This is a genomic window from Planctomonas sp. JC2975 (assembly GCF_012985205.1).
Classification (GTDB): domain Bacteria; phylum Actinomycetota; class Actinomycetes; order Actinomycetales; family Microbacteriaceae; genus Humibacter.
In genome coordinates this window covers 969,759-988,118 of sequence record NZ_JABEKS010000001.1, presented here as the reverse complement: position 1 = coordinate 988,118, position 18,360 = coordinate 969,759, and the positions used below count along the sequence as shown (strand labels likewise).

The window sequence follows — 18,360 nt, the reverse complement described above, 5'->3', positions numbered from 1 at the left end:
CCGAAGATGCTCAGCGGCGCTTGACGCTGCCGGTGAGCTCGGCCAGGGCATCGAGGCGCGGCGGCCGCAGGAGCGCCGCGGCGATCGCGATGACGACGAGCGAGGCGACCCACACGATGAGCCCGACCCAGCTGGAGTCATCCCTCAGCCCGTACATGTGGTTGAGGTTGCGCAGCGGACCGGTGAGCAGCACGAGCGCCACGTGCACGATGGTGAAGGCGACGAACCAGATCATCACGACGTAGTGAACGACCCGCACTCTCGGCAGCGGGAACGCCTTGTCGAACCTGCGCAGCCGCACTGACAGCCCTGGTGCGAGGCGGATGCCCGTGAGGACCGCGAGCGGAGCCGCGAGGAACACGGTGGCGAAGTAGGTCAGGAGTTGCAGCGCGTTGTAGTCGACCCAGCCGTTGGTGACGGGCCAGTCCAACGACGCGTACTGCAGAGCCGCCGAGACGGCATTCGGAATCACGTCCCAGCTGGTGGGGACGATCCGCACCCACTGGCCCGTGCTGAACAGGAGCACCACGAAGAGAACTCCGGTGAGCACCCAGAGTGCGTCGAGGGTGAGATGCCACCACGAGGTGAGGGTGATCCGCACCGGCGGATTCTTCGTGCGCACGAGACGGTCGTTGTCCCGGATCCAGAACTCTCGCGGCCGAACGCCTCCTCGCCTGGTGCGCCGAACGGACCAGCCGGAGAACACGATGAAGAAGAGGAAGGCACCGCTCAGGAAGTGCAGGATCGCGAGCCACAGGGGGAAACCGACGGGCGCCCATACCGGGAGCGCGCTGGTGCCCGGGTACGTGCGGATGAAGTCCGCGACCGCGGGGAGCGCGATGAACCAGCGGGTGACGAGCACAATGATCGCGGCTCCGACCACCACGACGGGGACGATCCACGCCAACGGACGCCACCTGCTCGCCGGGGGAGTGGCGGCCTGCTCCTGAATCGACATCGGCTTCACGGTAGCGCACCGCTGTCGGCCGCTGCCGTGAGGGGTGAGTCGGCCGTAACAGTACGCAGCGAGAGGGACGGAACGTCTCCGGTCAGACGTCCCACGTGAGACTCAGATCTCCCACGGCAGGCGCTGACCGTGCGAGACGGGCGCGATCGGAACGACGATCACCGGTCGGCGTTGGCGATGGGCGAGGTGCACGGCGACGGAGCCGCTGAAGAACTCGTGCGCCGTGGTGCGCAGCCCCGGCTTGCGTGTGCCGACGACGATCGCGATCGCATCGAGCTCGTCGGCCAGCAGCGCGAGTTCCTGAGCCGGATCGCCGGCCATCGCGCGCAGCGACCACGGCACGCGGGTCGGAGCCAGCATCGAGCGCAGCCGCTCCTCGAGTTCAGGATCGACGTGCTCCGTGATGACGTCGCTCGCATCAGGATCGACGGAGAACGCGGTGACCGTCCCGTCCTGGTTGCGTCCGGTCGTGTATCTGGTGGGGTCAACAGCGGCGAGCACGAGGGAGGCGCCGAGCATGCTGGCGAACCGTGCGGCCTCGTGGATCACCTCGGCTGCCTGCGACGGGGCGACTCCGACGACCAGGCAGTTCCCGTGCTCGCCGGTGTCCGACATCGTCATCGCCCCCTCCACCAGGATGCTCCGACTTTGCCCAGGATGCGAGGGCCCCGGTATCCTCTAACCCTGGGTGATGGGGTATCCACCCGGGACGGCGCACGTGAAGGCCGCGCCCGAACCGCCACGACGGCTGATGACTCCTACCGCACTCATCGAGAGCAAGGTAGGTGAACCATGCCCAGCACGTCCCCCGACCAGGACGCGCCCCGCACGCCGCCCGGATCAGCGGAAGCCGCCGCCGAGGTGCAGCACGCCGGTTCGCGCGCCGCATTCGAGTCGCTCCCCGTCGACAGCGACATCGAGGTCGCCGATGCCCGCCCTCCCGCGCGTCCGCGTCCTGTGCACCTCACGTGGCGGTTCGTCGGTCTGGTCGCGCTCGGCGGGGCGATCGGCACGGGAACCCGCGAGGCGCTGAGCCTCGTCATCCCGGCGGCGGGCGCTTTCCCGACCGCGATCTTCATGATCAACCTCACCGGTGCCTTCGCCCTCGGCGTCGTGCTGGAGTTCCTGCTGCGACTCGGACCGGACGAAGGTCGACGCCGCGCCCTGCGACTGCTGGTAGGCACCGGCTTCATGGGCGGCTACACGACCTACAGCACCCTGGCCGTCGGGATCGCCGTGACCTTCGGCAGCGGCCAGGAGCTGGTGGGCATCGGGTACGGCCTGGCGAGTGTGGTGGCCGGCGCCGCGGCATCCGTCGCGGGCATCCTGGTCGGTGCCCGGCTGACGCGTGCGGCCAAGCTGAGGAGCTCCGGGCCGAAGCCTGGTGCGGGAAGGCGGGACGGGTGAGTCCGGGAGTCTTCGTCGCGCTCTGCCTCGCCGGCGGAGTCGGCGCAGCGATGAGGTTCGTGGTGGACGGGCTGGTGCGCTCGCGGGTGCGCTCACCGTTCCCCTGGGGGACCGCCGTGATCAACGTGTCCGGCTCGTTCATCCTCGGGTTCCTCACCGGACTCGCTGCGAGCGCGCTGCTGACGCCGCAATGGGTGCTTGTGCTCGGCACTGGCCTGATGGGCGGCTACACGACGTTCAGCACGGCGAGCATCGAGACGGTGCGGCTGATTCAGGAACGCGAGTGGGTGATGGCCTTCAGCAACGGCATCCTCGTGCTCGTCGCAACGGTCGCCGTCGGATTCGGCGGCCTCTGGCTCGGCTCGGTGCTCTGACCGTTGCCGCGCCGCCGGCTGAGGGACGCCTCACCTTCCTCGACCGCCAGGGGCTCGTGTGGTGTGCTTCTGGTATGTCTGAGGAATCGGAGCCCGCGCCGGGCCAGCATCCGGATGAGCCGCATCGTGCGGGACTCGCGCAGCGCCTGAACTGGCTGCGCGCCGGAGTTCTGGGCGCCAACGACGGCATCGTCTCGGTGGCGGCCATCGTGGTCGGCGTCGCGGGAGCGACGTCGAGTGTTGACGCGATCGTCGTCGCAGGGCTGGCCGCCCTGGTCGGCGGCGCGGTGTCGATGGCGCTCGGGGAGTACGTCTCCGTGAGCAGTCAGCGCGACAGCGAGCGGGCACTCATCGCGAAGGAGACCGAAGAGCTCGCCACCATGCCGGAGGAGGAGTTCGAGGAGCTCGCCGGGCTCTACCGGGCGAAGGGCCTCTCTGAGGCGACCGCCTACAAGGTGGCAGAAGAGCTCACCGCCCACGACGCGCTGCGGGCACACCTCTCCGCCGAGCTGGACATCGATCCCGACGACGTCGTGAGCCCGTGGCACGCCGCGCTCGCGTCGGCGCTGTCGTTCCTCATCGGCGGCGCTCTTCCGATGCTGACCATCCTGCTGCCGTCTGCGTGGCGAGTGCCCGTGACCTTCGTGGCCGTGATCGTGGCGCTCGCCGTGACCGGCTACGTCGCGGCGGCCATCGGCGGAAGCTCCCGCGGCAAAGCCGCGCTGCGCGTCGTGATCGGCGGCGCGATCGCGCTCGCCGCGACATTCCTGATCGGTCGTCTGTTCAACGCGACGGCCGGGTGAGAGCCGGGTCCTGCCAACGGGCGAGCTCGATGCTGCCCGCCCAGCGCCTGATCTCGCCCGAGGGTGAGATGAGGATTCCGGATCTCACACCCTCGGCACCGGTCCACGAGAGGTCGTCGAAGCCGGCGATCACCGCGGTCGTCGCCCAGAGGTCCGCGGTGGCGAGGCCGTCGGCCACGACGGTCGCGCTGGCGACCGTGGTCGCCGGGGATCCGGTCCGCGGATCGATGATGTGGGATCCGCGTTCAGCGATGCCCGAGGTCGCCACCGCGCCGGTGCGAACCTCGATCGTGGCGGCGACGCTGCCGGGAGCGGCCGGATCCGCGATGCCGACGTGCCAGCGCCAGTCGGATCCCTGAGCAGTGAAGAGCTGCACGTCGCCGCCCACACCGATGCCCACCGCATCCACGCCGTCCATCTCCAGCAGCGGCTCGAGACGGTGGCGGGCGGCCGTCTCGGTCGCCCAGCCTTTGACGTATCCGGTCGGGTCGAACCAACCCTGATGCCAGGCGTCGAAGAGGCCGTGCGTGAGACGCTTCGCCTCCTCGCATTCGCCGCGGACGACCGCCACACGGCAATCCGCATCGGCCGGAGCGAGGACGCCGGCACGAATCCGGGAGATGTCGGAGTCGGCGCGGAATGGAGAGAAGATCCGCTCGAGGTCGGCGAGCTCCTGGAAGCAGGCATCGATCGCCGGCTGCACCTCGCGCTCGTCGACCGGGCCGCCTCCTGCGTCCCCGAGAACGTGGATGCTCGCAACGGTTCCCATGATGGGCGCCGTGCGGACGAGCCTTGCGCGATCCCGCACCGATCTATCCGGCCCGGTGCGATCAGACCCAGAAGGCTCCATCACGCGTGCGCCTCGTCGAGTGCGCTCTGCAGCGACTTGAGGTATCCCTCGCTGGTGAACGTGGCGCCGGAGACCATGTCGATGTTCGAGCTCTGAGCGTTGAGCGTCTCTGAGACGAGCTCGGGCACCGCCTGACGGTTGATCTCCTCGTCGCGGAAGCTCTCCGTCGGATATACCGGAACGTCGACCTTGGTGATCTTGCCGCCGGAGACGGTGACGGCAACCTGCACCGGTCCGTAACGCGTGTCGGCGGACGCGCCCGTGAACGTGCCGTCCTTCAGGCCGTTGGATGAAGCGGATGCGGAAGCCGAAGGCGAAGCGGACGCGGACGAGCCTGTCGACGACGACCCACTCGAGCTGGAGCCCGAGGACGAACCCGAACCCGTCGTATCCGATCCGGTCGAGTTGGACGATCCGGTCGAGCCCGTTCCATTGGTGGCACCACCGGTGCCGGAAGTCGAGGCGGTCGGACTCACCGCGTCGAGCGACGTTCGATAACTGAACAGCAGCACGATGCCGGTGATCGTCGCCAGCAGTCCGTAGATGATCTTCTTCATGGGTGCCTTCTGCAGCTGTCGTCAGATCGAGAATCGCTCGGTGTGGATGCGGGATGGGCTCAGCCCGGCGGCGCGCAGATCCTTGGTCACGCTGTCCATCCACGGCTCGGGTCCGCAGACGTACGCGTCGTAGAGCTCGAGGTCGGGCGCGACGTAGCGGATCAGGTCATCGCCCGCCCACTCCGCGTGTGTCTGCGGCAGCCACGGCGATGCGCCGTGCGAGCGATGCCCGTCGAGCCTCGCGTAGCGCACACCCCGGTTCTGCACCAGATCGCCGATCGCCTCGCTTCGGAGTGCATCGCGTGCTTCGTGGTCCCGCACGATGAGTGCCGCCTCGCCGTCGGCATACTCCTCCGACTCCAGCAGCGAGACGAGCGGCGTGACGCCCGCGCCCGCGCCGATCATGAGCAGCTTGCGGCCGCGGCGCTCGCGGCCCGTCAGCCTTCCGAACGGACCCTCGAACGCCACGCGCGTCCCTGAGCGCAGGCCGAGCAACCTCTGCGTGCCGTCACCGAGCACCCTGGCGGAGATGACGAGCTCGTCGCCCTGCGGAGCGGCCGCGAGCGAGAACGGATGCCCGCGCATCCATCCCGGCCCGTCCAGGAAGCGCCACAGGAAGAACTGTCCGGACTCGGCTCGGAGCCGCTCCAGCGCGCGACCGCGCATGCGCACGACGACGCCGCGGCCGCCGTCCGGCTCGACCGAGGCGACGCGCACGCTGTGCCTGAGCGAGCGGATGACGGGCACGAGCACCCTGAACATCACAAGGCTCACCGCGGAGACCACCCAGAGGGCCCACCAGTACACGGTCGCGGGCAGAGAGGTCAGGAAGTCGGCGCCCGTCCACAGCATGTGCGGAATGGACAGGCCGACCCCGACATACGCGTACAGATGGAGCAGGTGCCACGACTCGTAGCGAAGGCGCTTGCGCGCTCGCCGCATCGACGTGATGACGACCAGGATCAGCAGGAGCGTCCCCGCCGTGGCGAGGAGCATCCCCGGGTAGTCCCAGACGAACTGCCAGGCCTGCACGATGACATTCGTACCGCTCTCCGCCGCGTATCCGATGGTGATGAGCACGATATGCGCGAGCATCAGCCAGAACGACCAGAAGCCGACGAGGCGGTGCATGCGCGTCATGCCGTCGCGACCGAATCCGCGCTCGAACAGCGGGATTCGCGCCATGAGCAGCACCTGGTACAGCAGCAGGTTCGCGGCGACGAGACCCGTGATGCGTCCGAGGGTGTTGAGCGTGTCGGCGTCGAACCGCACGAGATCCTCGAGGCCGCCGCCGGACACCCACAGCGCGACGACGAACAGGCTGGTCAGCCAGACAACGGCGACGGCGCCCAGACGCCACCAGTCCGTCGGCGGCCGGCGCTCGACGTCCGCTGCGGTCCAGGAGGCGTGCGTCACCGGCGCATCCGGCGTCAGCGACGCCCGCTCCTGTCCGAAGGTGGTCATGGTTCGATGCTGCTCACGCGATTATGAGGAAGATGCAAGAATCCGCTCCGCTCAGAGACCTCGGGGACGATCCATAGGGTTCGAGGCAGGCGGCCAGGTTGGCGGAACGACCGAGACGAGCATCCGCGAGGGTGAAGCTCGACCACCGCCTCAGGGGATGTTCTTGCGGCGGGTGGAACGCGGCCGCCCGGCCAAGGGGAGGCTCAGGATGCTCCGCCGCGCGACATCCGCGATTCCGAGCGCTCCGAGCGCCACGATCGGGTACGCCACGATCGTCGAGACCAACGGCGGCCACGAGTTCAGCAGCCCGCCGGCCACCAGGAGCAGCAGCCAGAGCACGAGCGGATGCGCCAGGAAGACGCCGAACGAACGGTCCGAGAGGTAGTCGAGGGTGCGGTGCGGATCCTCCGGCCGACGGTCGACCCACCACGCCCCGATCGCGAGAAGCGCCACGGCGACCACGGCCGACCACACGAGAACGGCCGGCTGGTACGCGGTGGACGCCGCGTACACGCTGTACCCCCAGGAGAGCTGCAGCAGGTACGCCCCGATGGTGAGGGCGGCGGCGATCGGCGTGATGACGGCGATGAGACGGCGGTGCACCCGAACCCACTGCAGCACGGCGGTCGAGTGGTACGCGCCGACGGCTCCCGCGATGATGAACGCCTGGTAGTTGATGACGTTGCTGAACAGGTTGATCCAGTGCATCGACCCCGGCTTGTACTGGTCGAAGGCGCTGATGGTCAGCTGCAGCGCGAACGACAGCGAAACGAGCAACCAGTGCCAGCGGCGGGTGGCCTTCACCAGCCAGACGAGCAGCGGGAACAACAGGTAGATCTGCATCGTGACCAGCAGGAAATACATGTGGTAGTACGCCGTGCCGGTGAGCGAGGCCCAGAAGTAGTGCTGCAGGAACTGCCAGAGGTCGAACGGCTTGCCGATGGCGCTGATGATGCAGTAGATCAGCGACCACACCAGGTAGGGAACACCGACGAGCAGGAACCGCCGCGGCCAGAATTCGCGCATCGGTTTCGGCTTGCGAAGGTAGCTGAGGGTGAGCACGAACCCGGTCAGTGCGAAGAACACCTCGCGGGTGAAGTGCAGCAGGATCAGGCTTCCCACGATCGGCGCGCTGCCCTGTGCCGTGTGGCTCACCACGTGCACCCCGATGACGCACGCGAACGTGAGGACGCGCACGACCTCCAACTCGTAGAGCTTGCGCCGTCTGGTCGGGCGCTTCACGGTTTCCGGTGAGTCCACACCCCAGTCTTACGCGACGGCGGCTATGCGTTCGGTGACCGGACCGGCGGAGGCGGAACGTCATCCGCTCTCCGGCCGCGTCGCCGTCGCCCAGATGGGCGGTTTCTGTGAACAGCCGCGCGAAGCTGACGATCCGAGGAAGGGGAGCGACATGATCTGGACGCTGGTGACGGTCGGTTTCGTCGTGGCCGCCGTGGGGCTCGGCGCGCTCTACACCGTGGCGGTCGTCGGTTCGGCCGACGAGCACAGCGCTCACCGCGAACTCGCCGTCGACGAGCTCAGCGACTGAGCCGGGTCGAGCCGCTCGGCGCCGGACGCTCAAGAAGACGGGACAGAGGTGTGCGGCAGTAGCGTGTACATCGCTGTGGCGTGACCGTCGAGGTTGACGGTGATCGTCGACCCGAATGTCACGCGCTCGCCGGTCTCCAGATCGTCGCCGGATGACGCACCGCCCAAGCCCAGCGCTCGGCTCGACACCGAGATGCTGGACGTGGTCGCGTCCAGCGCGGTGATCGTCACCGCGATCCCGCCGTCCGCGAGCGGCTTGGCGAGCACGAGCGCGTGGTCGGAGGAAGCCGCGACCGTGACAGGATGCGCGCCGAGCACATCCTGGTCGACAGCGATGATTCTCGTGTTGCCGAGGATGTCGCGCGTGGCGCGCGAGGCCTTCGAGAGGTCGTTGCCCATCAGGAGCGGCGCAGAGAGCTCGGCCCACAGTGCGAAGTGGCTGCGCTGCTCGGTATCGGACATGCCGCTGTTGCCCACCTCGAGCATGTCCGGATCGTTCCAGTAGCCGGAGACATGCGTGGTGCCGCTCGCGAGCGTGCTGCGCACGATGGACACGACGGACGACCAGGAATCCTGGATGTCGGGCGTGGTGCGAGACAGATCGGCCACCCAGTGCCGCCAGGCCGGCGCTGGCTGTTCCGGCTTGTCGTGGATGCTGAACACGATCCGCCTGCCCGTCGCGTCGAGCGCCGCTCGCATCTGCGCGAAAGCCTGTTCGTGACCGACGCCGTCGCGATCCGCCGCGCACCAGTCGTACTTCAGGTAGTCGACGCCCCACGCGGCGAAGATCCTGGCATCTTGCTCGACGTGTCCGAAGCTGCCGACGCTGCCCGGATATCCCTGGTAGCGCTCGGCGCACGTCTGCCGGCCCGGCGCAGCGTAGAGACCGAAGTGCAGGCCCTTCGAGTGCACATAGGCGGCGAGGGCGGCTATGCCGTGCGGGAAGCGCTCCCGGTTCGCGCGGAGCCGTCCGCTCGAGTCACGGGTCGGATCCTGCCAGCAGTCGTCCACGTTGACGAACGTGTAGCCGGCAGCACGCAGCCCGTCCGCAGCGATGGCGTCGGCGGCCGCCCGCACGTCGGCCTCGGTGACCGAGCATCCGAAATGGTTCCAGCTGTTCCAGCCCATCGGCGGCGTCGTGACCTCGGCGCCGACCTCGGCGCGGCCAGCGACCGATGGCACAGCTGTGCATCCGGCCAGGAGAAGGCAGACGGTCGTGGCCAGAGAAGCCAGGAGGACGGATGCCCGCCGCCCGTTCATTTCACCGGCTCCGGCTTCACGCGCACCGGTGACATCCAGGTCGCGACGATCACCGCGGTGATGGCCCCCGCAGCCATGATGGACGCGAGCACGACGATCTGGAATCGTCCGGCCTCCAGCGGTGAAACGCCACCGAAGATGGCTCCGACGAAGGCACCAGGAAGCGTGACGAGCCCCGTCGTCTTGGTCTGATCCGTCGAAGGGATCAGCGCGGCATAGACGGCGTCACGGGCCAGGTCGTGCGTGGACTGGCGCGGGGTGGCGCCCAGCGACATCCACGCCTCCACCTGGTCCCAGCGATCCCGCACCAACTCGACGAAGCGACGCCCCGCCAGCGTGGCGATCGTCATGGAGTTGCCGATCACGATGCCGCCGATCGCGAGCACGTAGCGCGCTGAGAACTCGATCGTGCCCGTCACGAAGACCACCGTGAGCGTGACGGCGATGCCGGTGGCCATCGCCGTGAGGATCATGAAGGCGTGGTCCCTGCTCCAGCCGATGCGCCGGATGGCCGTGAAGCTCGCCACGCCGAACATCACCAGGAGCGCGACGGCCACCCAGTATCCGCTCGTGATGACGCCGGCCAGGATGACGCTCACGACCGCCAGCTGCAGCATGCCGCGCAAGACGGCCAGAGCCGGCGCCCAGCGCTTGGGTGCGCCGTAGAACCAGAGAACCGCCGTGGTCAGCACGATCAGCACGCCCACGCCGATGAGGCTGTCGAGCAGCACAGTGGTCATGGCAGGAGCCTACGGATGCCCGTGTCCCAGCGCCCGCAGCGGCTCACGATCGCCCGCTCCCGGTCAGGGACGGAGTCACGGCCTCAGCACCCTTAGGACTGCACGTCGATCGCCTGCGTCCGTCTCGGCGAGCGCAGGTACATGGCGCAGACCAGCACCACCATCAGCAGCACGAGCACGAGGGACACCCATCCCTCGCCGAACCCGAGACCGCCGTCGACGCGCTCCTTGCCGAACCAGTCCGCAACGGATGCCCCGAGCGGTCTGGTCACGACGTACGCGAACCAGAAGCAGAACACGGAGTTCCAGTGCGCGAAGCGGTATCCGAGCGCCGGGATGAGGATCACGACGGCGAAGACCACGATGGAGGCGAGGTAGCCGAGCCCGAGTCCTACCGCGGCGAGGTCGCCGAGCGCGGTGCCCATCGCGAAGGTGGCGACGACGGCTGCCCAGTAGAGCAGTTCGCGTCGCGTGGTCGTGATGTCGTGCACCGAGAGGGTGCGCTCGAGGCGCCACCAGACGAGGAAGACCAGGGCGAGCACGACGGCGTAGAACGCCGAGCTGACGGCGTACGGCACGCCGAGCGCGACGTGCATCACGTCGGCGGCCATGGTTCCGAACACGCCGACCATGCCGACGGCGGTCCAATACGCCCACGGGATGTATCGACGGCGAGTCAGCTGGATGAGCAGCGCGATCACGAACAGGGCGAATCCGCAGAGCACGGCGACCACGGGCGGCAGCACGTGGATCGAGAAGTCGGAAACGGCCTCGCCCATCGCGGTCGAGACGGCTTTGGTGATCCAGAAGAGGGGAGTGGGATCGGGTACCCGCTGCGCTCTGGTGCGCACCGCGGCTGTGGCTGTTCGTGTCATCGGGGCTCTCTGCAACGGCGGATACCGCGCGGTCGGTGTACGGACGGAAAGAGGGATGCGGCCGGCGTCACCGCGTGAACAGATACGTCACGCTGCGATTGGAGGAGTAGTGGGCGGTCTTGTGGAAGCCCAACTGCTCGAGTGAGGCGATGCCCCACGCGTCAGTGTGTCCGGGGACGGCGTACTCGACCACCCACACGCGATCGACTCCGGTGAACCTGCCGAGCGCAGCGGCATGGGGGACGGAGTAGGTGGAGTCGTACCAGGTCCTGTTCTGGGCATACGGCACGTTCAGCGTGAGGTCCTTCACGTTGGCGAACGCCGCCGGATCGGTGTCCAGAGCGAGGCGGGTGCGGCGCGACGGGCGCACGCTCCCGTCGAACACGATCCCGTCGCCGGGATGCGCCTGCGCCTGTACCGTCGCCGCGATCTCGTTCCAGTCCGAGTTGTTCATGGCATAGGCCGTGCGCTGCGAGATCCACACCGGAGCGGCGGCCACGAGGACGACGGCGGCGAGTCCGACCGCGATCCACGTGCGGCGCGCGAGCCGATCGATGCCGGCCGCCATGAGCACGGCCGCCGCAGGTGCGGCGAACGCTCCGTAGCGCGCCGTGTAATCCGCCATCACGGTATTCGAGGCGATGAGCAGACCCGCCGGAAGGAACAGCCAGCACGCGGCGAACACGACCACGTCCGGGCGGGAAGCCGTCACCGCTGAGCCGCTGATCCGGCGTTGCTGCACGACGCGGTACACCAGGTCGCCGAGGGCGACGAGGATGAGCAGCCACGCCACGATGGCGATCGCCGTCTCGCCGAACCACATCTGCACGAACACCGTCGAGGGCGTCACCTGTGTGCGGTTCTCGAGGTACGACACCTGATTGCGTTCCAGGAAGGCGAAGACGATCACCGGAGACGCGGCGAGGACCGCGGATCCCGTCGCTATCACCCAAGCACGAAGATGCCGCCTCTCCGTCGGGGTGAACGCGAGGAACGCGCCGACGGCGACCGCCATCAGGAAGTCGTACAGGAACAGGTAGGTGCCGACCGCGAGCAGCGCGCCGTAGGCGATCCAGAGCCGTGTCGCGCGTCCGCCGCGCAGCACCGCCTCGGCGACGACGACGCACAGCACGGCGCAGACTGCTGCGTCGAAGGCGTACGGGCGGGCCTCTTCGCCGACATCCGTGAGCCGGGGGAGCACCGCGACGATGAGACCCGCAAGGACCGCGAGGCGGGTCGAGCGCATCCGTCCGCACAGCCAGGCAACGGCGGCGGCGGCCACACCGACCGCGACAGCACTCGGCAAGCGGATCGCGAGGGGACTCGTGCCCGCCAGCTGCACCCAGAAGTGCAGCATCACGTAGTAGCTGCCATGCACGGCGTCCACGTGGGTGAGCATCGCGAAGAGGCTGTCGAGCGGACGCTTCGCGGAGAGCAGGCTCGCGGCCTCGTCGCCCCATAGCGAGGGCACCCATGACCCGAGCAGACTGACGGCCATCGCGAACGCCCCCGTGGCGATCGCCACGACTCCGAGGTGGCGCTTCGGCGTCACCTGCACGGCGGGTGCAAGCGGTGTCGTGGCGTACTCGAGCATGTTTCGCAGTCAAGGCGCGAGACTCCCAGAACCGGCTAAGACGGGGTGTCCCGAAGCCCAGCCTGTCAGCATTCCCAGGACCCCCTCTGACCGGGGCGGCGATCGATTCTTAGACGCGCATGGGTGCGCCGGCGAAAGCATGGCGCCGTGGACCTGGAAGCAATCGATCGGCCGTTGGCGCAGCGCGACGCCGACGACGAGTCGCGTCGGGCCGAGCGTGCCCTGACGGCGATCGGTCACCCCGCCGTGTGGATCGTCACCGGCGTCCTCGTCCTCGCGGCCGTCGTCGTCGCGGGGTTGCTTCTGACGGCCCACCCGGCGTGGTCCCGCGCCGAGTTCGCACTCGATCGGATGCTCGACGCGCACTCGTTCGCCCTCGTGGATGTCACAGCACTGGTGTTCGACATGATGGTGAGCACCGTCGCAGCGCTCGTGCTGCTGTCGATCGCCGGGCTCATGATCTATCTCCTCGCGGATTCCGTCACCGCAGCGGTCTTCCTCGGCTTCGTCGGAGTGAGCTGGGCCGTCTCCGTCGGACTCGCGCACCTCGTCGACCGACCGCTGCTCGATCTGGACGCGGCGCATCCGCTCGCCGGGTCGGGCCCGCTCAGCTTCCCGAGCACCCCGACGGTGTTCGGCGCCGCCATGATCATCGGCTTCGTCGTGGTCGCCCGCCGCGGGCCATGGCGGTGGGGGGTCACCGGAATCGCGACGGCATCACTGGCCGTGCTCATCTGGTCGCGGCTGCGTCTTGCGGTCGGGTATCCGTCGGATGCCGTCGCAGGCGTGGTCGTCGCCATCGCCGTCGCCGCGATCTATTACCCGCTCGCGCTCAATGTCGTGCTGCCGGCCATCCGCGGCAGGGTGCGACGCACGCGCGGATCCGCGTAAGTCCGGTCGGACACGACCTAGTCGTCGGCGCCGTCCGGTTCGTCTGGCGACCACTCGTCGTTGCGCAGCCTCGCCTCGTTGCCGAGCAGAGCGAGTCCGCAGAAGAGTGCGGTGGCGAGGACGGATGCGCTCACCACTCCGACACCGGTGGCCCATTTCGCCTGCATAGCCGGCTCCAATCCGCGTTCTTGCAGTCAACGGTCGGCGCCGGGCTCCCAGATTCGTCCCAGAACGCCGGTCCCTGTCTGCAGTCTCAGACGCGCGAGGGTGCAGTGGGGTCGTCGTCTCGAGTTCTCACCCGTGACGGATGCGATTTCGACCGCACGTGGCTGCGGAGAGGTCCTCAGAGGCGCGGGAGGGTCAGGGTGAACGTGGTCCCGGCAGACGACGTGTCCGTCACCTCGATGCGTCCGTCATAGCGATCGGCGATGTCGCGCACGAGCGCGAGTCCGATGCCGAAGCCGCTGCGCTCGCCGCCGGACGTCGCGTCGGCGCCTCGTGCGAACCTGTCGAACAGGCGACGGCTGTCGATCCCGATGATGCCCGATCCTTCGTCCCGCACCGATACGGCGAAGGATGCGCGATCCCTGGCCGGCGCGACGGCCACGCGGACCGTTCCGCCTGCAGGCGAGTGCCCGACCGCGTTGTCGACGAGGGCGACGATGCAGCGCCGCAGGGTGGTGGGCGGAACCGGAGTGGTGATGCCGGGAGCGGCATCCAGGCGTACCGCGACGTTCCGGCCGGTCGCGATCACCTGCAGATCCGCGATGGTGGACTCGGCGATGGCGACCACGTCCGTCGGAGTCCGCTTCTCCGCGTCGGCAGGGGGAGTGGCGGCGATCAGCAGATCCGTGATCACGTCGCTGAGGAGGCTCACGTCCTGGCGCAGCTCGGTGAGGTTCTGGGTCGGATCGTCCCCGGCGTCGAGCTCCTGCCGCAGCAATTCGACCCGCGCGGCGACCACGGCGACGGGCGTGCGCAACTCATGGCTGGCATCCGCGACGAAGGTCCGCTGCATCCGCAGCGCCTCGCCGAGGGGCCGAACGGCGCGACGTGCGATCACCCAGCTCAGCAGTCCGGCGAGGAAGATGGCGATGATGCCGACGACGATGAGGGCGATGAGCATGTCGTCCGCGTCGACATAGATCTTCGTCTCGCCTGGTGCCGGCTTCTCCAGCAGCTCGCTGGGCTGCGACTGGTCGAAGATGAAGGCGACGGACAGCACGACCACGAGCACGACGATCGCGGCCGCCGCGATGGTGATCTGCGCCGTGACCGCACGGGATGCGCGGGCGATGGCCGCGGCATCCGCTCCGTGGTCACGGGCCCGTCGTGCTCTCATAGTTGGCCCAGCCGGTAGCCCTTGCGTCGAACGGTGAGCACGACGTCCTTGTCGGTCTTGCGTCGCAGGTAGTGCACGTACGTGTCGACGGTGCCCGGCTGGTCTTCGGCGCTGAAGACGGTGCGGAGGATCTGCTCACGCGTGTACGTGCGCTCCGGGTTCTCGGCGAACAGGCGCAGCAGTGCCGACTCGCGGGGCGTCAGCAGGATGCGACCGATGTGCGGCGAGTAGATGCAGGCGTCGTCGGGGAAGAAGGTCCACTCGCCGACCGGGAGGCCTGTGCCCTGCGGATCGAAGCGCCGGGTGAGCGCCCTCAGGCGCGCGAGCAGCTCGTCGTACTCGAACGGCTTGACGAGGTAGTCGTTCGCGCCGGCGTCGAGACCGTCGACCTTGTCGGCGGTCGTGCCGAGCGCCGTGAGCATGAGGATGGGCGTCACCACGCGCGCCTGCCGCAGCTTGCGCACGATGCTGAGACCGTCGAGCGTCGGCAGTCGGCGATCGACCACGAGCACGTCGTGGTCGCCGCTGAGCGCGCGTTCGTAGGCCTTGCCGCCGTCGGCGATCAGCTCGACGTCGAACGATGCCTGCAGAACCTTCGCCATGAGTGGACCCAGCTTGAGGTCGTCCTCGACGAGGAGCAGGAACTGGCGGGGTTCCGTGCTGTCGTTAGTCGCCGCCGTCATCTGTCGCACCTTCTGCCTGGGCTCGTCTCGCGCTGCGCGACTGCGGTAGCGCGACGTTCACGATCAGAGGTATCACGATGCACGCCACGGAGCCTGTCAGAAGCACGGATGCCGCGACATCGGTCGGGAAATGCACCCCCGGATGCACGCGCGACCATGCAGCCAGAGCGACGAGTACCGCTCCGGCAAGGGCGATCGGCATGCGATGCCGGAGCTCGCGCATCGTGCCTCACCTCGTGCCAGGTGCAACACCCGCCCCTGCATCCGCGACAGCGGCGAACTCCCTTGCCACCTCGGCCCTGTACGCGTCGGCGTCAAGGGCGCTGGGCGGCACGGCGCCGTCCAGATAGGCGCGCAGGCCATCGGCGAGCGCCTCATCGCTCTGGCCGACGACGTGGATGGACCCGGACGGCAGCGCATCGTGTACGGACGAGAACGCAGTCGACACGATCGGAAGCCGGCAGACCGCAGCCTCGAGCAGCACCATGGGCTGACCCTCGTAGACGCTGGACAGCACGAAGCAGTCGGCCGCGGCCATGATCGCGAACGGGTTCTGGTAAGCACCGGTAAGCGTCACGGCATCCTGGAGACCGAGGCCGTCGATCTGATCCTGCAGCGCATCGCGGAGGGGACCGGTGCCGACGATCAGCAAGCTGGTGTCCGGCCGCTTTGCGTGCACCTGAGCGAACGCTTCGATCAATCGGGCGTGATTCTTCTCCGGCGACAGACGTCCGACGGTGACGAACCAGCTGCCGCGGTGCTCGTTGAGCCGGTCCACCCACTCGGGCATCAGCACCTCTTCGGTCTCCGGATCGAGCGGATGCCCGTCCAACTCGGTCAGCGGCTGACGCATCCCCTCCAGCACGCGGTCCACATTGGGCAGGTTCCGCACCGTCACGAAGCGCTCGGCGGGCGCGAACTCGGCGAGCTCCCGGCTGTTGAGCTCAGTGAGCCGAGGGGATACCGACACGAGCTCGTCGTACGACCCGTACAGGGCGAACACCCGGCCGAGGCTGCGCAGCATGCGCCGTTTGCCGTTCACCTCCCGGTTGCGGTCCGCCGCCATCTCGTTGTGCAGCCACATCGCTCGCGGGGCCTGCGGCGAGTGCAGCAGCAGAGTGGCCCAGAACGGGCTGTAGCCGCTGAAATCCGCCACCCAGTCGAAGCGCGCGCCCCCGAAGACGCGGGCCCATTCGTCGTCCCACAGCGACTTGTATCCCTGCGGGTCGTTGTGCAGGTCGACGTCTCCGCGCCGCTCCTCCCACTTGCGACGCGCGTGCACGAGCTTGCTGCCGTTCATGCCGCCGATGCGGAAGATCTGACGCACCTCGGGCGGGATGAGCGCCTGGTTGGCCCGGTGCCAGCCTCGTCGGGAGTACGGGATCAGCGCAGTCACGTCGTAGCGATCGTGGTCGATCCCGGCGAGGAGGTTCATCGCCGCCGTGGTGATGCCGTTCGAGCGCATGCCTCCGATGAACAAGAGGAGACGTTTGCGTCCGTCGCGGCGGGCAGCGCGCACATTGCGCCCCTCCGTCAGGCCCTTGAAGACGATGTCGATCACGCGACGCGTCGCTGTGCCGTCGTCGTACGGGGTGAAGCGTTCCTGCCACTCCGCGTAGCGTTCCGCCTGGCAGCCGCAGCTCAGCAGGCCCGCCATGCTGCGTCCGGCGGAAGCGGCATTCTCGGCCACAGGGCCGGGCAGCTCCTCGGGCGGGAAGTACGTGCCCCTGGTCTCGGAGTAGTCGCCGGCGTCCGGCGTGTAGAACACGATCGGCCGTCCAGTGGCGAGGTAGTCGAAGAAGATCGACGAGTAGTCCGTGATCAGGCCGTCCGAGACGCCGAGGATCACGTTCGTCGGCAGTGAATTGGGAACGAGGATGCGCCGCAGCTCCGGCCGCGACGCCGCGAAGCCGTGCACGATCTGGTGCGTCTTCAGCAGCACCGCGTACTCGGATCCGATCGCCGCTTGCAGGCTGTGCACGTCCTCGATGAGCTGATCGACGTCGTCTTCCGGATCGCTGAACGAGTCGCCGTGCCAGGTCGGCGCGTACAGCACGACTCCCCGGCCCTCCATCTCCAGGCCGGCAGTGCGAAGCGCCGCCCGCGCCCGGTCGATGGCTGCGGCATCCAGGCGCTGCCGGTCGATCCTGGGGTATCCCTCTGTGATGATCCGACCGGAGTAGATGTTGGCGAGCCGGTAGGCGCTCTCGTACATGCCCTCGGCCATGAAGTCGTTGGCGGCGAGCAGGTAGTCCGCTGCGAGGAAGTTGCGCAGTGTGTTCGCGGAGTCGAGCGCGCCCTCCGGCATGTCGAAGCCCATGTGCTTGAGCGGTGTTCCGTGCCACGTGTTGAGGTAGACCTGTCCGCTTCGCTTGCTGAACTCGGACGGGAACGTCGCGTTGTTGACCAGGTACTGGCTGGTGGCCAGGGCTCGGTAATAGGCCCGGCTCCGATACCGAAGGAAGTGCACACGCGAATCCCCGGCGAACTCACGCTGCAGTTCGGGGGCGGAGTGGGCATCCGCGATCACCCAGAGGTGCTCGAACTCCGCGAACTCCGGATCGGCCACCAGCCCGCGGAAGATCGCCTCCGGATTGCACAGCGCGCCGTTGCCCGAGAACGACTCGTACACGACGGTGCCGAGGCGGATGGGCTGCTTGCGCCAGAACGCGTGCCAGTCGTATTGCGCGGCACGACGCACCTTTCTGGCTTGTCGGCGGATGCGGGCGATGGGTGACTTCACAGGCGACTCCTGAGCGATGCTCGTAGCAGTGTCCGATGACTGCTGGCAATCATCGGACACGACCTAGGCCCGAGAGTCTGTTCGAGCCGCGCCAAGAATCCACTAAGGATCACACGTCCCCCCGGACCGAATGGATGCCTCGCAGCGCGTCTGCTCATACGGTACGTCGCGCGACGGCCGCGCCGTTACGACCCTTCGGTGATCGCGAAACCCGCACTGGACGACACCGGATGAGGTAAGGCTAAGCTTTGCTCCGGCTGGC

The 18,360-nt window shown here is 68.2% G+C and carries 20 protein-coding genes and 1 riboswitch; of the genes, 5 read left to right on the top strand and 15 right to left on the bottom strand.

The annotated features are described in order from the left end of the window. Positions 1 to 10: 10 nt before the first annotated feature. Positions 11 to 958, bottom strand: coding sequence for a hypothetical protein (locus HII28_RS04645; protein WP_170024339.1), 948 nt, complete (start codon positions 956 to 958; stop codon positions 11 to 13). A 111-nt stretch (positions 959 to 1,069) separates the two neighbouring features. Further along, positions 1,070 to 1,588, bottom strand: a complete 519-nt coding sequence (locus tag HII28_RS04640; protein ID WP_170024338.1) for a universal stress protein — start codon at positions 1,586 to 1,588, stop codon at positions 1,070 to 1,072. Between the two features lie 57 nt (positions 1,589 to 1,645). Beyond that, positions 1,646 to 1,735: riboswitch (Fluoride riboswitch) on the top strand. Positions 1,736 to 1,759: 24 nt separating this feature from the next. Between HII28_RS04640 and HII28_RS04635 the strand changes: the two genes are divergently transcribed. The 3 genes from HII28_RS04635 (at position 1,760) to HII28_RS04625 (ending at position 3,551) form a co-directional block, all read left to right on the top strand. Continuing rightward, on the top strand, positions 1,760 to 2,374 hold the full coding sequence (locus HII28_RS04635; protein ID WP_170024337.1) for a CrcB family protein: 615 nt from the start codon (positions 1,760 to 1,762) through the stop codon (positions 2,372 to 2,374). Further along, positions 2,371 to 2,748 carry a fluoride efflux transporter CrcB gene (crcB, locus tag HII28_RS04630; RefSeq protein ID WP_170024336.1) on the top strand — a complete coding sequence of 126 codons (378 nt, stop codon included), beginning with the start codon at positions 2,371 to 2,373 and terminating at the stop codon, positions 2,746 to 2,748. The genes HII28_RS04635 and crcB overlap by 4 nt, the downstream gene beginning before the upstream one ends. 74 nt (positions 2,749 to 2,822) lie before the next feature. Further along, positions 2,823 to 3,551, top strand: a complete 729-nt coding sequence (locus tag HII28_RS04625) for a VIT family protein (RefSeq protein ID WP_170024335.1) — start codon at positions 2,823 to 2,825, stop codon at positions 3,549 to 3,551. On the opposite strand, the gene HII28_RS04620 is transcribed toward HII28_RS04625, so the two are convergent. From HII28_RS04620 to HII28_RS04605, 4 genes are all read right to left on the bottom strand, one after another. After that, entirely contained in the window at positions 3,532 to 4,320 is a 789-nt protein-coding gene (locus HII28_RS04620; RefSeq protein WP_240977236.1) for an FAD:protein FMN transferase, read from the bottom strand. The two genes, HII28_RS04625 and HII28_RS04620, sit on opposite strands and share 20 nt — an antisense overlap. An 80-nt stretch (positions 4,321 to 4,400) precedes the next feature. Next, positions 4,401 to 4,958: an FMN-binding protein gene (locus HII28_RS04615; RefSeq protein WP_170024334.1), complete on the bottom strand. Its 558-nt coding sequence runs from the start codon at positions 4,956 to 4,958 to the stop codon at positions 4,401 to 4,403. A gap of 21 nt (positions 4,959 to 4,979) precedes the next feature. After that, complete coding sequence (locus HII28_RS04610; protein WP_170024333.1) at positions 4,980 to 6,422, bottom strand: ferric reductase-like transmembrane domain-containing protein; 1,443 nt, start codon at positions 6,420 to 6,422, stop codon at positions 4,980 to 4,982. Positions 6,423 to 6,572: 150 nt separating this feature from the next. Continuing rightward, entirely contained in the window at positions 6,573 to 7,682 is a 1,110-nt protein-coding gene (locus HII28_RS04605; protein WP_170024332.1) for an acyltransferase, read from the bottom strand. Positions 7,683 to 7,833: 151 nt separating this feature from the next. Between HII28_RS04605 and HII28_RS04600 the strand changes: the two genes are divergently transcribed. Continuing rightward, positions 7,834 to 7,971 carry a hypothetical protein gene (locus HII28_RS04600; RefSeq protein WP_170024331.1) on the top strand — a complete coding sequence of 46 codons (138 nt, stop codon included), beginning with the start codon at positions 7,834 to 7,836 and terminating at the stop codon, positions 7,969 to 7,971. Between the two features lie 29 nt (positions 7,972 to 8,000). On the opposite strand, the gene HII28_RS04595 is transcribed toward HII28_RS04600, so the two are convergent. From HII28_RS04595 to HII28_RS04580, 4 genes are all read right to left on the bottom strand, one after another. Beyond that, positions 8,001 to 9,230, bottom strand: coding sequence for a glycoside hydrolase family 27 protein (locus HII28_RS04595; protein ID WP_170024330.1), 1,230 nt, complete (start codon positions 9,228 to 9,230; stop codon positions 8,001 to 8,003). Then, a complete protein-coding gene (locus HII28_RS04590) occupies positions 9,227 to 9,970 on the bottom strand; it encodes an ABC transporter permease (protein ID WP_170024329.1) in 744 nt (247 codons plus the stop codon). Before HII28_RS04590 ends, HII28_RS04595 begins: the two co-directional genes overlap by 4 nt. 92 nt (positions 9,971 to 10,062) lie before the next feature. Then, complete coding sequence (locus HII28_RS04585) at positions 10,063 to 10,845, bottom strand: hypothetical protein (RefSeq protein WP_170024328.1); 783 nt, start codon at positions 10,843 to 10,845, stop codon at positions 10,063 to 10,065. 67 nt (positions 10,846 to 10,912) lie between these two features. Beyond that, the gene (locus HII28_RS04580) at positions 10,913 to 12,439 is read right to left on the bottom strand and encodes a glycosyltransferase family 39 protein (protein ID WP_170024327.1); all 1,527 of its coding nucleotides are present in this window, start codon (positions 12,437 to 12,439) and stop codon (positions 10,913 to 10,915) included. 147 nt (positions 12,440 to 12,586) lie between these two features. On the opposite strand from HII28_RS04580, the gene HII28_RS04575 reads away from it, so the two are divergent. Further along, positions 12,587 to 13,330, top strand: coding sequence for a phosphatase PAP2 family protein (locus tag HII28_RS04575; protein WP_170024326.1), 744 nt, complete (start codon positions 12,587 to 12,589; stop codon positions 13,328 to 13,330). 17 nt (positions 13,331 to 13,347) lie between these two features. Here HII28_RS04575 and HII28_RS04570 read toward each other — a convergent pair whose 3' ends face one another. The 5 genes from HII28_RS04570 to HII28_RS20620 form a co-directional block, all read right to left on the bottom strand. Further along, on the bottom strand, positions 13,348 to 13,497 hold the full coding sequence (locus tag HII28_RS04570; RefSeq protein ID WP_170024325.1) for a hypothetical protein: 150 nt from the start codon (positions 13,495 to 13,497) through the stop codon (positions 13,348 to 13,350). Between the two features lie 176 nt (positions 13,498 to 13,673). After that, positions 13,674 to 14,672, bottom strand: coding sequence for a HAMP domain-containing sensor histidine kinase (locus HII28_RS04565; RefSeq protein WP_170024324.1), 999 nt, complete (start codon positions 14,670 to 14,672; stop codon positions 13,674 to 13,676). Continuing rightward, positions 14,669 to 15,355 (bottom strand): response regulator transcription factor, encoded by a 687-nt coding sequence (locus tag HII28_RS04560; RefSeq protein ID WP_170024323.1) that lies wholly within the window; start codon positions 15,353 to 15,355, stop codon positions 14,669 to 14,671. Before HII28_RS04560 ends, HII28_RS04565 begins: the two co-directional genes overlap by 4 nt. Next, complete coding sequence (locus tag HII28_RS04555) at positions 15,339 to 15,578, bottom strand: phosphatase PAP2 family protein (protein ID WP_170024322.1); 240 nt, start codon at positions 15,576 to 15,578, stop codon at positions 15,339 to 15,341. Before HII28_RS04555 ends, HII28_RS04560 begins: the two co-directional genes overlap by 17 nt. A gap of 6 nt (positions 15,579 to 15,584) precedes the next feature. Beyond that, the gene (locus HII28_RS20620; protein ID WP_346769185.1) at positions 15,585 to 18,098 is read right to left on the bottom strand and encodes a glycosyltransferase; all 2,514 of its coding nucleotides are present in this window, start codon (positions 18,096 to 18,098) and stop codon (positions 15,585 to 15,587) included. Between the last annotated feature and the right edge of the window lie 262 nt (positions 18,099 to 18,360).